The organism is Pseudomonas fluorescens (assembly GCF_902497625.1).
Lineage (GTDB): Bacteria > Pseudomonadota > Gammaproteobacteria > Pseudomonadales > Pseudomonadaceae > Aquipseudomonas > Aquipseudomonas fluorescens_BQ.
Genome location: NZ_CABVGX010000049.1, coordinates 1 through 13716, shown reverse-complemented (window position 1 = coordinate 13716; position 13716 = coordinate 1). Strand labels below are relative to the sequence as shown.

General features: G+C 56.1%; 17 protein-coding genes. 16 read left to right on the top strand and 1 reads right to left on the bottom strand.

The window, feature by feature from the left end; all coding sequences use genetic code 11:
• The first annotated feature begins 8 nt into the window (after positions 1-8).
• From rplF to bfr, 14 genes are all read left to right on the top strand, one after another.
• Positions 9-542: a 50S ribosomal protein L6 gene (rplF, locus tag F8N12_RS23015; protein ID WP_003176412.1), complete on the top strand. Its 534-nt coding sequence runs from the start codon at positions 9-11 to the stop codon at positions 540-542.
• Between the two features lie 10 nt (positions 543-552).
• Entirely contained in the window at positions 553-903 is a 351-nt protein-coding gene (gene rplR / locus F8N12_RS23010) for a 50S ribosomal protein L18 (protein ID WP_017341069.1), read from the top strand.
• A 3-nt stretch (positions 904-906) separates the two neighbouring features.
• A complete protein-coding gene (gene rpsE, locus F8N12_RS23005; RefSeq protein ID WP_003186035.1) occupies positions 907-1407 on the top strand; it encodes a 30S ribosomal protein S5 in 501 nt (166 codons plus the stop codon).
• A 2-nt stretch (positions 1408-1409) separates the two neighbouring features.
• Complete coding sequence (gene rpmD / locus F8N12_RS23000) at positions 1410-1586, top strand: 50S ribosomal protein L30 (RefSeq protein WP_003186033.1); 177 nt, start codon at positions 1410-1412, stop codon at positions 1584-1586.
• Between the two features lie 3 nt (positions 1587-1589).
• On the top strand, positions 1590-2027 hold the full coding sequence (gene rplO, locus F8N12_RS22995) for a 50S ribosomal protein L15 (protein ID WP_010467269.1): 438 nt from the start codon (positions 1590-1592) through the stop codon (positions 2025-2027).
• A complete protein-coding gene (gene secY / locus F8N12_RS22990) occupies positions 2028-3356 on the top strand; it encodes a preprotein translocase subunit SecY (protein ID WP_150582436.1) in 1329 nt (442 codons plus the stop codon).
• Between the two features lie 27 nt (positions 3357-3383).
• Positions 3384-3500 (top strand): 50S ribosomal protein L36, encoded by a 117-nt coding sequence (rpmJ, locus tag F8N12_RS22985; protein WP_002555468.1) that lies wholly within the window; start codon positions 3384-3386, stop codon positions 3498-3500.
• A gap of 130 nt (positions 3501-3630) precedes the next feature.
• Positions 3631-3987 (top strand): 30S ribosomal protein S13, encoded by a 357-nt coding sequence (gene rpsM / locus F8N12_RS22980; RefSeq protein WP_003186020.1) that lies wholly within the window; start codon positions 3631-3633, stop codon positions 3985-3987.
• Positions 3988-4017: 30 nt separating this feature from the next.
• Entirely contained in the window at positions 4018-4407 is a 390-nt protein-coding gene (gene rpsK / locus F8N12_RS22975; RefSeq protein WP_002555466.1) for a 30S ribosomal protein S11, read from the top strand.
• An 18-nt stretch (positions 4408-4425) separates the two neighbouring features.
• Positions 4426-5046, top strand: coding sequence for a 30S ribosomal protein S4 (gene rpsD / locus F8N12_RS22970; protein WP_003210056.1), 621 nt, complete (start codon positions 4426-4428; stop codon positions 5044-5046).
• Positions 5047-5068: 22 nt separating this feature from the next.
• A complete protein-coding gene (locus F8N12_RS22965; protein ID WP_003186012.1) occupies positions 5069-6070 on the top strand; it encodes a DNA-directed RNA polymerase subunit alpha in 1002 nt (333 codons plus the stop codon).
• A gap of 42 nt (positions 6071-6112) precedes the next feature.
• Positions 6113-6499, top strand: coding sequence for a 50S ribosomal protein L17 (gene rplQ / locus F8N12_RS22960; protein ID WP_008145500.1), 387 nt, complete (start codon positions 6113-6115; stop codon positions 6497-6499).
• 238 nt (positions 6500-6737) lie between these two features.
• Positions 6738-8192, top strand: coding sequence for a catalase (locus F8N12_RS22955; RefSeq protein ID WP_150582435.1), 1455 nt, complete (start codon positions 6738-6740; stop codon positions 8190-8192).
• A gap of 150 nt (positions 8193-8342) precedes the next feature.
• Positions 8343-8810, top strand: a complete 468-nt coding sequence (gene bfr, locus F8N12_RS22950; protein WP_150582434.1) for a bacterioferritin — start codon at positions 8343-8345, stop codon at positions 8808-8810.
• A gap of 88 nt (positions 8811-8898) precedes the next feature.
• Here the strand turns inward: bfr and uvrA are convergent, their stop codons facing one another.
• Entirely contained in the window at positions 8899-11733 is a 2835-nt protein-coding gene (gene uvrA / locus F8N12_RS22945) for an excinuclease ABC subunit UvrA (protein WP_150582433.1), read from the bottom strand.
• A gap of 191 nt (positions 11734-11924) precedes the next feature.
• Between uvrA and F8N12_RS22940 the strand changes: the two genes are divergently transcribed.
• Both F8N12_RS22940 and F8N12_RS22935 read left to right on the top strand, forming a co-directional pair.
• Positions 11925-13322: an MFS transporter gene (locus F8N12_RS22940; RefSeq protein WP_150582432.1), complete on the top strand. Its 1398-nt coding sequence runs from the start codon at positions 11925-11927 to the stop codon at positions 13320-13322.
• A gap of 9 nt (positions 13323-13331) precedes the next feature.
• The coding region (locus F8N12_RS22935; RefSeq protein ID WP_150582431.1) for a single-stranded DNA-binding protein at positions 13332-13716 on the top strand (385 nt) is incomplete at its 3' end.

Here is a 13716-nt window from a genome sequence, read left to right as displayed (position 1 = left end):
GGATAAGCATGTCACGCGTCGCTAAGAACCCCGTTAAGCTGCCAGCCGGTGTCGAAGTCAAATTCGCAGGCCAACAGCTTTCGGTGAAGGGTGCCAAGGGCACTCTCGAACTGAACATCCATTCGTCCGTTGAGATCGTTGAAGAAGCCGGTGAGTTGCGTTTCGCTGCTCGCAATGGCGATCAACAAACTCGCGCAATGGCTGGTACCACTCGTGCGTTGGTAAACAACATGGTCCAAGGCGTAAGCCAAGGCTTCGAGCGCAAGCTCCAGCTGGTCGGTGTTGGTTACAAAGCGCAAGCAAAAGGCACAGTGCTGAACCTGGCTCTTGGCTTCTCGCACCCAGTGGATTATGAACTGCCGGAAGGCATCACCGCTGAGACTCCTAGCCAGACCGATATCCTGATCAAGGGCATCGACAAGCAGCTGGTAGGTCAAGTGGCCGCCGAGATCCGCGACTTCCGTCCACCAGAGCCGTACAAAGGCAAAGGTGTGCGCTACGCGGACGAAGTCGTCCGTCGTAAAGAAGCCAAGAAGAAGTAGGGCATAGCAAATGACCGACAAAAAAGTTACTCGACTGCGTCGCGCTCGCAAAGCACGCCTGAAAATGCACGAACTCGAAGTCGTGCGTCTCTGCGTGTTCCGCTCGTCGCAGCACATCTACGCCCAGGTCATTTCGGCCGACGGCGCCAAAGTTCTGGCTTCTGCCTCGACTTTGGATAAAGAACTGCGTGATGGTGCCACTGGCAACATCGACGCGGCCACTAAGGTTGGCCAGCTGGTCGCCACGCGTGCTAAGGCCGCTGGCGTCTCGCAAGTGGCTTTCGACCGCTCTGGCTTCAAGTACCATGGCCGCGTTAAAGCGCTGGCTGATGCTGCTCGTGAAGCTGGGCTGGAGTTCTAAGTTATGTCAAATAACGACCAAAAGCGCGACGAAGGCTACATTGAGAAGCTGGTTCAAGTTAACCGCGTAGCCAAAACCGTTAAAGGCGGCCGTATCTTCACTTTCACCGCGTTGACCGTGGTTGGTGATGGTAAAGGGCGCGTTGGCTTCGGCCGTGGCAAGTCGCGTGAAGTGCCTGCTGCGATCCAGAAGGCAATGGAAGCTGCTCGCCGCAACATGATCCAAGTTGACCTGAACGGCACCACGCTGCAGTACGCAATGAAGTCCGCTCATGGCGCTTCGAAGGTGTACATGCAGCCTGCTTCTGAAGGTACCGGTATCATCGCTGGCGGCGCTATGCGTGCTGTCCTCGAAGTTGCTGGCGTTCAGAACGTTCTGGCCAAGTGCTACGGCTCGACTAACCCGGTAAACGTGGTTCACGCCACTTTCAAAGGTTTGAAGGCCATGCAGTCTCCTGAATCCATTGCCGCCAAGCGTGGCAAAAGCGTCAAGGAGATCTTCTGATCATGGCTACCGTTAAAGTTACGCTGATCAAAAGCATGACCGGCCGCATCCCTAACCACAAACTGTGCGTTAAGGGTCTGGGTCTGCGTCGCATCGGTCACACTGTAGAAGTACTTGATACTCCCGAGAATCGCGGGATGATCAACAAGGCTTACTACATGCTGCGTGTCGAGGGTTAATCGATGAAACTCAATGATCTGAGTCCAGCGCCGGGTTCCCGTCGTGAAAAGCATCGTCCGGGCCGTGGTATCGGTAGTGGTTTGGGCAAGACCGGTGGCCGTGGCCACAAAGGTCAGTCCTCCCGCTCCGGTGGCACCATTGCTCCAGGCTTTGAAGGCGGCCAACAGCCGCTGCATCGTCGTCTGCCGAAGTTCGGTTTCGTTTCCCTGAAAGCCATGGATCGCGCAGAAGTGCGTTTGTCCGAGCTGGCTAAAGTGGAAGGCGACATCGTAACCGTGCAGTCCCTCAAAGATGCCAACGTGATCAACGTCAACGTGCAGCGTGTGAAAATCATGCTGTCCGGCGAAGTTACTCGCGCTGTTACCATCGGAAAGGGAATCGGCGCCACCAAAGGTGCGCGTTCGGCTATCGAAGCAGCTGGCGGCAAGTTCGAGGAATAAATGGCTAAGCAAGGTGCTCTCTCTGCGCTCGGCAAAGGCGGTATGTCTGAACTCTGGGCTCGTCTGCGTTTTCTGTTCCTGGCGATTATCGTCTACCGAATAGGCGCACACATCCCGGTTCCAGGTATCAACCCGGACCGACTCGCGGACCTGTTTCGACAGAATGAGGGGACCATTCTTAGCTTGTTCAACATGTTTTCCGGCGGTGCGCTGGAACGGATGAGCATCTTTGCACTGGGGATCATGCCGTACATCTCGGCATCGATCATCATGCAGCTGATGACCGCCGTCAGCCCGCAGCTGGAACAGTTGAAGAAGGAAGGTGAGTCTGGGCGTCGCAAGATTGCCCAGTACACCCGCTACGGCACTGTCGTTCTTGCTCTCGTTCAGGCTATTGGCATGTCCATTGGTCTGGCGGGGCAGGGCGTTTCGTTCACTGGTGACTTTGGCTTCCATTTCGTCGCGGTATCCACTTTTGTGGCTGGTGCGATGTTCATGATGTGGCTGGGTGAGCAGATTACTGAGCGTGGTGTTGGCAACGGTATCTCGATGTTGATTTTCGCAGGTATCGTCGCCGGTCTTCCGAGAGCGATCGGGCAGTCTTTCGAGTCTGCGCGTCAGGGTGACATCAACATTTTCGCCCTGGTTGCGATCGGTTTGCTGGCAGTAGCGATTATCGGTTTTGTGGTGTTCATTGAGCGTGGCCAGCGTCGTATTGCTGTTCACTACGCCAAGCGTCAGCAGGGCCGTAAGGTCTTCGCCGCGCAGACTAGCCACTTGCCGCTGAAGGTGAACATGGCCGGTGTTATTCCGGCCATTTTCGCGAGCAGCATTTTGCTGTTCCCGGCTTCGTTGGGTACCTGGTTTGGTCAGTCTGAAGGTATGGGCTGGCTGCAGGACATCTCGCAGTCGATCGCTCCTGGTCAGCCGTTGAATATTCTGCTGTTTAGTGCAGGGATTATTTTCTTCTGCTTCTTCTATACGGCGTTGATGTTCAATCCGAAAGACGTAGCGGAAAACCTGAAGAAGTCCGGTGCCTTTATTCCGGGCATTCGTCCAGGCGAGCAGTCGGCACGCTACATTGATGGCGTTTTGACTCGTTTGACCCTGTTCGGTGCTCTATATATGACGGCCGTGTGCTTGTTGCCCCAGTTCCTGGTGGTTGCAGCAAACGTTCCGTTCTACCTTGGCGGGACCTCGTTGCTGATCGTCGTCGTGGTTGTGATGGACTTCATGTCCCAAGTACAATCGCACCTCGTTTCGCACCAGTACGAATCCCTGATGAAGAAAGCCAACCTGAAGGGTTACGGCAGCGGCATGTTGCGCTGAGTACCCATAAGGTTCGAGGAGTTGGTGATGAAAGTTCGTGCATCGGTGAAAAAGCTGTGCCGTAACTGCAAGATTATTCGCCGCGAAGGTGTTGTTCGAGTAATTTGCAGCGCGGAACCGCGTCACAAACAGCGCCAAGGCTGAGTGTGATTGTGCTTCAAGCCCGGCAGCTAGTGCGCTGCCGGGTTGATTATTTGTTATTACAGCGATATTATCTCGCGCCCTATTTCTTGGCTTCCGGGGCGTAGGTAGCTGTCAATTGGAGTCCCACTGAATGGCCCGTATTGCAGGCGTTAACATTCCAGATAACAAGCATACTGTTATCTCGCTGACCTACATCTATGGTGTTGGTCGCACTACTGCGCAGAAAATTTGCGCAGTGACTGGGGTAAACCCAGCCGCAAAGATCAAGGATCTGAGCGACGAGCAGATTGAACAGCTGCGTGGCGAAGTGGCGAAGTTCACCACTGAAGGTGACCTGCGTCGCGAAATCAACATGAAAATCAAGCGTTTGATGGACCTCGGTTGCTATCGCGGTCTGCGTCATCGTCGTGGTCTTCCAGTGCGCGGTCAGCGTACCAAGACTAACGCGCGTACCCGTAAAGGTCCGCGTAAGCCGATCCGCAAGTAATCGCCCCAGCGAATCGACAGGAAATTAATCATGGCAAAACCTGCTGCTCGTCCTCGTAAAAAAGTTAAAAAGACAGTGGTTGATGGCATCGCCCACATCCATGCTTCTTTTAACAACACAATCGTGACCATCACCGACCGTCAAGGTAACGCGCTTTCTTGGGCTACCTCCGGTGGTTCGGGTTTCCGCGGTTCCCGCAAGTCCACCCCGTTTGCTGCTCAAGTAGCTGCTGAACGTGCTGGTCAAGCTGCGCTGGAATACGGCCTGAAAAACCTCGACGTTAACGTCAAAGGTCCAGGTCCAGGTCGTGAGTCTGCTGTCCGTGCATTGAACGGCTGTGGCTATAAGATCGCCAGCATCACCGACGTGACGCCAATCCCGCACAACGGGTGCCGTCCGCCGAAGAAGCGCCGCGTGTAATCCAGGAGATTGTAAAGAATGGCTCGTTACATTGGTCCAAAATGCAAACTCGCTCGTCGCGAAGGCACCGATCTCTTTCTGAAGAGCGGCGTGCGCGCGATCGAATCGAAGTGCAACATCGAAGCAGCACCTGGTATCCACGGCCAACGCCGCGGTCGCCAGTCCGATTACGGCACCCAACTGCGTGAAAAGCAGAAGGTCCGTCGTATCTACGGCGTTCTCGAGCGTCAATTCAGCGGCTACTACAAAGAAGCTGCTGGCAAGAAAGGTGCAACCGGTGAAAACCTGCTGCAACTGCTCGAATGCCGTCTGGACAACGTTGTATACCGTATGGGCTTTGGTTCGACTCGTGCCGAATCCCGTCAGCTGGTATCGCACAAATCCGTAAGCGTTAACGGTCAGACCGTAAACGTGCCGTCGTACCAGGTTCGTGCTGGTGACGTGGTCGCGATTCGCGAGAAAGCAAAGAACCAACTTCGCATTGTCCAAGCTCTCGATCTGTGTGCCCAACGTGGCCGCGTAGAATGGGTAGAAGTAGACACTGAGAAGAAGTCGGGCGTTTTCAAGAACGTTCCTGCTCGCAGTGATCTGTCCGCCGACATCAACGAAAGCCTGATTGTCGAGCTCTACTCCAAGTAAGGGCTAGAAAATAGGTGCATCCATGCAGATTTCGGTAAATGAGTTCCTGACACCCCGCCATATTGATGTGCAGGTTGTCAGTCCAACCCGCGCCAAGATCACTCTCGAGCCTCTCGAGCGTGGTTTTGGCCACACCCTGGGCAACGCGCTGCGCCGCATCCTGTTGTCCTCAATGCCCGGCTGTGCAGTAGTCGAGGCCGAGATTGACGGTGTGCTCCATGAGTACAGCGCCATCGAAGGTGTACAGGAAGATGTAATTGAAATCCTGTTGAACCTTAAAGGTCTGGCTATCAAGCTCCACGGTCGTGACGAAGTTACGCTGACCTTGTCGAAGAAGGGTTCGGGGGTGGTTACCGCTGCCGATATTCAGCTGGATCATGATGTCGAGATCGTTAATCCCGATCACGTAATCGCTAACCTGGCGTCTAACGGCGCCCTGAACATGAAGCTCACCGTAGCTCGTGGTCGTGGTTATGAACCGGCCGACTCGCGTCAGAGCGATGAAGACGAAAGCCGCAGCATTGGTCGCTTGCAGCTTGACTCTTCGTTCAGCCCGGTTCGCCGTATCGCATACGTGGTGGAAAACGCCCGTGTCGAGCAGCGTACTAACCTGGATAAGCTGGTTATTGATCTGGAAACCAACGGTACTCTGGATCCTGAAGAGGCTATTCGCCGCGCTGCAACCATTCTGCAACAGCAGTTGGCTGCGTTCGTCGATCTCAAAGGTGACAGTGAGCCAGTGGTTGTCGAGCAGGAAGACGAGATCGATCCGATCCTGCTTCGCCCGGTTGACGATCTGGAACTGACTGTACGTTCGGCTAACTGCCTTAAGGCGGAAAACATCTACTACATCGGTGACCTGATTCAGCGCACCGAAGTAGAGCTGTTGAAGACTCCGAACCTTGGCAAGAAATCCTTGACTGAAATCAAGGACGTTCTGGCCTCCCGCGGTCTGTCCCTCGGCATGCGCCTCGACAACTGGCCGCCTGCAAGTCTTAAGAAGGACGACAAGGCGACTGCCTGATCGTCGTAATCACCGAACGTTGTGTTTGGTAAGGAATGAACCATGCGTCATCGTAAAAGTGGTCGTCACCTGAGCCGCACCAGCTCGCACCGCAAGGCCATGTTTCAAAACATGGCCGTGTCGCTGTTCGAGCACGAGCTGATCAAAACTACACTGCCGAAAGCTAAAGAACTGCGTCGCGTTGCTGAGCCGCTGATCACTTTGGCCAAGACAGACAGCCTGGCTAACCGCCGTCTGGCCTTCGACCGTACTCGTTCGAAAGCTATCGTTGGTAAGCTCTTCAACGACCTGGGCAAGCGTTATGCTACCCGTGAGGGTGGCTACCTGCGCATCCTCAAGTGCGGTTTCCGCACTGGCGACAACGCGCCTATGGCGTACGTCGAGTTGGTTGACCGTCCTGCCGGTGGTGAAGCTGTATCCGCTGAGTAAGACGTCAGTCTGAAAACATCAAACCGGGCCTAGTGCCCGGTTTTTTGTTGTCTTGAATAAACCTTCGTCTGATTGATGGTGCTGACAAGCGTTTATATCGTCGCGTTCGGGAGGAACGACTCCATTAGTAATTATCTATTGAGGCACGTAAGTTAATAAATTTGTGTGCGGTCGGGTAAACGTTAACAATCCTCCCAGGCCGATAGACGGTAGCCAAGACTGAAAGAGGATGAAATGCATGAGCCAAAATAAAACGCTGACCACCGCTAGTGGGGCACCTGTCGCAGATAATCAGAATTCCCGCTCCGCAGGCCCCCGCGGGCCATTGTTGCTTGACGACTTCCACTTGCTTGAGAAGCTTGCGCATTTCAATCGCGAGAATATTCCCGAACGTCGCGTCCACGCCAAAGGTTCAGGCGCATACGGAACATTCACCGTCACCCGGGATATCACCCAATACACCAGTGCCAAACTGTTTGAAGCAATCGGTAAGCAAACCCCGACCTTCCTCAGATTTTCCACAGTGGGCGGCGAACGTGGTTCAGCAGATACAGAGCGCGATCCGCGTGGTTTTGCACTCAAGTTTTACACCGAAGAAGGTAACTGGGACATCGTAGGCAACAACACGCCCGTGTTCTTCATTCGTGACCCGCTAAAATTCCCGGACTTCATCCATACCCAGAAACGCCTGCCACAAAGTAACTTGAAGAGTGCGCAGATGATGTGGGACTTCTGGTCTCATTCTCCTGAGGCGCTGCATCAGGTCACTATTCTGTTTTCCGATCGTGGTATTCCCGATGGCTACCGCCATATGCATGGTTTCGGGAGTCACACCTATAGCTTGATCAGTGCCACGGGCGAACGGCACTGGGTCAAATGGCATTATAAAACCCGGCAAGGTATCAAGAACCTGGCGCCAGCCGATGCTGCTCGTTTGGCCGGGACCGATCCTGATTACGCCCAGCGGGATCTGTTTGAGGCTATCGAGCGCGGTGATTTTCCAAAATGGCGTGTGTGCGTGCAAATCATGAGCGAGGCACAAGCAGCGGCTCATTATGAGAATCCCTTCGATGTGACCAAGACCTGGTCGCAGAAAGAATACCCGCTGATTGAGGTTGGCGAACTGGAGCTCAATCGTAACCCGCAGAATTACTTCGCCGAAGTCGAGCAGGCTGCATTCGGCCCCAGCAACATGGTGCCAGGCGTGGGGCTCTCCCCGGACCGCATGCTGCAGGGACGCGTTTTCGCGTACGCTGATGCTCATCGCTATCGGATTGGTACCAACCACCAGCACTTGCCCGTGAACGCCTCGCGTAGTCCGGTCAACAATTACCAGCGCGACGGTTCAATGGCCTTTGGCAGCAACGGCGGTGCCGCCCCCAATTACGAACCGAATAGCTATGTCGAATCGCCAAAACAAGCGCCTCGATACGCTGAGCCTCCCCTCGCACTGAGCGGGTCGGCTGACCGATACGATCACCGCGAAGACACTGATTACTACAGTCATGCCGGTGCGCTCTTCCGCCTGATGAGCGATGAGCAGAAAGCGCTTCTGGTCAGCAACATCGCAGGCGCGATGGCTGGAGTTTCCAGTGATGTGGTTGATCGCCAGCTGCAGCATTTCTTCCGGGCAGATCCGGCGTACGGAGAAGCAATCGCAACGGCGCTCAACTTACCGTTCAACGAAGTCTAAACGAGAAGCAGAACCGCTCACATTTGAGCGGTTTTTGCGTTATTTAAGCTACTTTTCTCGGAATTTCTTCTCTTTTATCGCGTAAGCGGGGGTGACCAAATGGCCGCCTTGGTTCAAACTACAGACTTTCAAGCAGGGAGATGTAGGGCGATGCAAGGCCACCCAGACGTTATCGATTACCTCAACACGTTGCTGACCGGCGAACTGGCCGCGCGTGACCAATACTTTGTTCACTCGCGAATGTATGAGGACTGGGGATTCACCAAGCTCTACGAACGAATCAACCACGAGATGGAAGAAGAGGCCGGCCATGCCGATGCCTTGATGCGTCGGATTTTGATGCTTGAAGGCACGCCGCGCATGCGTCCGGACGACCTCGATGTCGGCACTACCGTACCTGACATGCTCGCGGCTGACTTGCGTCTGGAATACAAGGTCCGCGCTGCACTCTGCAAGGGCATCGAGCTCTGTGAGCAACACCAGGACTATGTCAGTCGCGAGATGCTGCGTATTCAGCTGAACGACACGGAAGAAGATCACACCTACTGGCTCGAGAAGCAGTTGGGGCTGATCAAGTTGATTGGCCTGGAAAACTACCTGCAATCGCACGCCGAGTAGTGATGTTGTAGAAGCAAACTACCTGCTGGCAGCGCAAAAAAAGCCCCTGTCACCGATCAAGTGACAGGGGCTTTTTCATGCCTGCAATTTAATCCCGATCTCGTGCCAGCAGTGGCTTGAGATAAAAACCGGTGTGGGATTGCTTCATTTCCGAGACGTCCTCTGGAGTGCCGACCGCGATGATCTGCCCACCTTTGGAACCGCCCTCCGGCCCAAGATCCACCAGCCAGTCAGCGGTCTTGATCACGTCTAGATTGTGTTCAATGACTACCACGGTGTTGCCGTGGTCGCGCAGTCTATGCAGCACGTCGAGCAACTGCTGGATATCCGCGAAGTGCAGACCGGTAGTCGGCTCATCGAGGATGTACAGCGTCTTGCCCGTGTCGCGCTTGGACAGCTCGCGGGAGAGCTTCACTCGTTGTGCTTCACCGCCTGACAGCGTGGTTGCCGACTGGCCGAGCTTGATGTACGAGAGACCGACATCCATCAGTGTCTGCAGCTTGCGCGCCAGCGCTGGAACGGCGTCGAAGAACACCCGGGCTTCCTCGATAGTCATCTCGAGGGTCTCGTGAATGCTCTTGCCCTTGTACTTGATCTCCAGCGTCTCGCGGTTGTAGCGCTTGCTCTTGCAGACATCGCAAGGAACATAGATGTCCGGCAGAAAGTGCATCTCCACCTTGATCAGGCCATCGCCCTGGCAAGCTTCGCAGCGTCCGCCTTTGACATTGAAGGAGAACCGGCCCGGTCCATATCCGCGCGAGCGGGATTCCGGAACACCGGCGAACAGTTCGCGGATCGGTGTGAACAAACCGGTGTACGTCGCCGGGTTCGAGCGCGGTGTACGGCCGATCGGGCTCTGGTCGATGTCGACGACCTTATCGAGGTGTTCCAGGCCCTTGATGCTGTCGTGAGCAGCCGCTTCCAGCGTGGTGGCGCCGTTGAGGGCTGTAGCGCTCAGCGGGAACAGTGTGTTGTTGATCAGCGTCGACTTGCCCGAGCCGGATACGCCGGTGACACACGTCAGCAGGCCGATCGGAATTTCCAGATCGACGTTGCGCAGGTTGTTGCCGCGCGCTCCCTTGAGCGACAAGGACAACTTCTTGTTTCGTGGCGTCCGCTTGGCTGGCACCGCAATCTTCACCCGACCCGACAGATACTTTCCTGTCAGCGAATCAGGATGCGCCATGACTTCCGCCGGTGTGCCTTCGGCAACAATGTGCCCGCCGTGTATGCCAGCACCAGGGCCGATATCCACTACATAGTCGGCCAGGCGAATCGCATCTTCGTCGTGCTCGACCACGATCACCGTGTTGCCGATGTCACGCAGATGTTTGAGCGTACCGAGGAGGCGGTCGTTATCGCGTTGGTGCAAGCCGATCGACGGTTCATCGAGGATGTACAGAACCCCGACGAGGCCTGCACCGATTTGGCTCGCCAAACGGATTCGTTGAGCTTCACCGCCGGACAAGGTGTCTGCACTGCGATCCAGCGACAGATAATCCAGGCCGACGTTGACCAGGAACTGCAGGCGCTCGCGGATTTCCTTGAGAATCTTGTCGGCAATCTCGCCGCGCCGGCCCGTCAACTTGAGCAGGCCAAAATAATCGCTCGCATCGCCAATCGGCAGATTGGTCACCGCCGGCAGGGTTTTCTCGCCGACCCAGACGTGCCGTGCTTCACGGCGCAGTCGTGTGCCACGGCAATCCGGGCAGGGCTGGGTGCTGAGGAACTTGGCCAACTCTTCGCGCACCGAGGCCGATTCGGTCTCGCGGTAGCGGCGATCGAGGTTCGGCACGATGCCTTCGAACGGGTGCGAACGTTTGACGATGTCGCCACGATCGTTCAGGTATTTGAAGTCGACTTTCTGCGAACCGCTGCCGTGCAGAATAAATTTCTGCTGGTCGGCGGGCAATTCATTGAACGGCACTTCGAGGCTGAATTTGTAATGAGACGCGAGCGATCCCAGCATCTGGAAGTAATAGACGTTACGCCTGTCCCATCCGCGGATCGCCCCCTCAGCCAGTGTCAGATCGCCATTGACCAGGCGCTTGATGTCGAAAAATTGCTTCACGCCCAGACCGTCGCAGGTCGGGCAGGCGCCGGCCGGGTTGTTGAAGGAAAACAGCTTGGGCTCGAGTTCGCTGATTGCGTGACCGCAAATCGGGCAGGCGAAACGCGCGGAGAAAATCATCTCTTCACCGGGCTCGTCATCCATTGAGGCGACCAGGGCAATACCGTCCGCCAACTTCAGCGCAGTCTCAAAAGACTCTGCCAGACGTTGTTGCAGATCGGCGCGGACCTTGAAGCGGTCAACCACAACGTCAATCGAATGCTTCTTCTGTTTATCCAGCTTTGGCAATTCGTCCAGCTCGCACAGCCGGCCGTTCACCCGGGCCCGGACAAAGCCTTGGGCGCGCAGCTCTTCGAATACGGAAAGATGTTCGCCTTTGCGCTCGCGGATGACCGGGGCCAGCAGCATGAGCCGACTGCCCTCCGGTTGTGCGAGGACCAGGTCGACCATCTGGCTGACCGTTTGCGCTTCCAGCGGAATGTCGTGATCCGGGCAGCGCGGAATACCCACACGCGCATACAGCAGGCGCAGGTAGTCGTAGATTTCGGTGATGGTGCCTACCGTCGAGCGCGGGTTGTGCGAGGTCGACTTCTGTTCGATGGAAATGGCTGGCGACAAACCTTCGATGGTGTCGACATCCGGCTTTTCCATCATCGACAAAAACTGCCGTGCATAAGCCGACAGCGACTCGACGTAACGGCGCTGGCCTTCGGCGTACAGCGTGTCGAATGCGAGGGACGATTTGCCGGATCCGGACAGGCCGGTGATAACGATCAGTTTGTCCCGTGGCAGGGTCAGATCGATGTTCTTCAGGTTGTGGGTTCGGGCCCCACGAATCAGGATCTTGTCCAAAGTGGCCTCGCTTGGCGGGCGTCGAAAACGTAGCAGTATACGGCCAAATACTGGATGGATGCACACTATCGAATGAGCGGGTCACAGGCTTGCATGAAGACTCTGTCAGCGCAGCGCGTCAAAGCGTCGCGATGTACCCTGTCAATCGATGGGACTGGTAGAATCGCCGCCGGTTCACATGAGGTTTTTCCATGCACGATCCCCACAGCGAACGCATGAGTGGCAGCGAGACCCGCGCAGCAAGCGGTCTGGCCCTCGTGTTCGCCTTCCGAATGCTGGGCATGTTCATGGTGTTGCCGGTGTTGGCGACCTATGGGATGGATCTGGCAGGCGCGACCCCGGCCCTGATCGGACTGGCCATTGGCGCGTATGGCCTGACCCAGGCACTGTTTCAAATCCCTTTCGGTTTCATATCCGACCGGATCGGTCGCCGCCCGGTGATTTACCTTGGGCTGATTATTTTCGCCCTGGGCAGTGTCCTGGCAGCCAGCGCCGATTCGATCTGGGGCGTGATTGCCGGACGGATCCTGCAGGGCGCCGGGGCGATTTCTGCGGCTGTCATGGCGTTGCTGTCAGACCTGACCCGCGAACAGCATCGGACCAAAGCCATGGCCATGATCGGCATGACGATCGGTCTGTCATTCGCCGTTGCCATGGTTGTGGGCCCTTTGCTGACCCGTGCATTCGGCCTGTCCGGTTTGTTTATCGCTACGGGTGCTATGGCGCTGCTGGGTATTGTCATCGTGATGTTCATGGTGCCGCGTTCGACCGGGCCGTTGCAGCATCGCGAATCGGGCGTGGCGCGTCAGGCGCTGATACCAACGCTGAAACATCCTGACCTGCTGCGCCTCGACCTGGGCATTTTTGTGTTGCACGCGATGTTGATGTCGAGCTTCGTCGCCTTGCCCCTGGCCCTGGTCGAAAAAGCCGGGTTGCCCAAGGAGCAGCACTGGTGGGTCTACCTCACTGCGCTGCTGATTTCTTTCTTCGCCATGATCCCGTTCATTATCTATGGCGAGAAGAAACGCAAAATGAAACGAGTTTTATTGGGCGCGGTGCTGACGCTGATGCTGACTGAGCTATTCTTCTGGCAGTTCGGCGATAGCTTGCGGGCTCTGGTGATCGGTACGGTGGTGTTCTTCACCGCGTTCAATTTGCTGGAAGCTTCGCTGCCATCGCTGATCAGCAAGGTTTCACCGGCAGGCGGCAAGGGCACGGCGATGGGGGTTTATTCCACCAGCCAGTTCCTCGGTTCGGCGTTGGGCGGGATCATGGGCGGCTGGCTGTTCCAGCATGGCGGTCTGTCGGTTGTGTTCCTCGGATGCGCTGGCCTTGCTGCACTTTGGCTGGCCTTTGCTGTTACCATGCGCGAACCGCCCTACGTAACGAGCCTGCGTGTGCCGCTGTCGCCGGAGGCCATCCGCGAAGCGGGTCTGGTCGAGCGCCTCATGGCCGTTGTAGGGGTAACAGATGCAGTCGTGGTCGCTGATGAAGCGGCTATTTACATCAAATTGGACACCGAACTATTGGATCGCACCACCCTCGAGCGTCTGGTGAACAACCCGACCGCGACAGCGTGCGAAGCCTAGGAGAACGTTATGGCCCGTGGGGTTAACAAAGTCATATTGGTCGGCACTTGCGGCCAGGATCCCGAAGTTCGCTACTTGCCTAACGGTAACGCCGTGACCAACCTGAGTCTGGCGACCAGCGAACAGTGGACCGACAAGCAAACCGGTCAGAAGGTCGAGAAGACCGAGTGGCACCGTGTTTCGATGTTCGGCAAGGTTGCAGAAATTGCCGGCGAGTACCTGCGTAAAGGTTCCCAGGTCTACATCGAAGGCAAGCTGCAGACCCGCGAGTGGGAAAAAGACGGTATCAAGCGTTACACCACCGAAATCGTGGTCGACATGCAAGGCACCATGCAACTGCTAGGCGGCCGTCCGCAGCAGGGCGATCAGCAAGGCGGGGGCAACAATTATCAGC